Source organism: Streptomyces sp. P9(2023) (genome assembly GCF_032436795.1).
Taxonomy (GTDB): Bacteria; Actinomycetota; Actinomycetes; order Streptomycetales; family Streptomycetaceae; genus Streptomyces.
In genome coordinates this window covers 1-395 of sequence record NZ_JAUPWM010000192.1, presented here as the reverse complement: position 1 = coordinate 395, position 395 = coordinate 1, and the positions used below count along the sequence as shown (strand labels likewise).

Here is a 395-nt window from a genome sequence, read left to right as displayed (position 1 = left end):
CCCAGGTGCAGATCGCCGCACGGTACGCCGCATGGGACGCCGCATGGTACGCCGCATGGGACGCCGCATGGTCCGCCGCATGGTCCGCCGCATGGGACGCCGCATGGTCCGCCGCATGGTCCGCCGCACGGGACGCCGCATGGGCCGTCGTCGTCCGCGACATGATCTCCACCCCCCACTTCGCGACGCTCACCGAGCCGATGCGTGCCGCCGGGATCGACTTCGCCGCGCTCGGCGGTGCGTCATGACCCGCCGCATCGTGCTCGACATCATCGTGCCCGTCATCGCGGTCCTGCTGTCCATCGGCATGATCTGCGTCGGGCTGTGGCTCGGGACGGAGGTCCGGTCATGAGCGACGGCAGCCCGTGCCCCCACGAGCGCTACGACTCCGACCC

At 71.4% G+C, this 395-nt stretch carries 1 protein-coding gene; it reads left to right on the top strand.

The genetic code is table 11. The features are described 5' to 3' along the window. Window positions 1-248 (top strand): hypothetical protein (locus Q5762_RS37305; protein WP_315896751.1); only part of this gene is annotated, 248 nt, incomplete at its 5' end. Window positions 249-395: the final 147 nt, after the last annotated feature.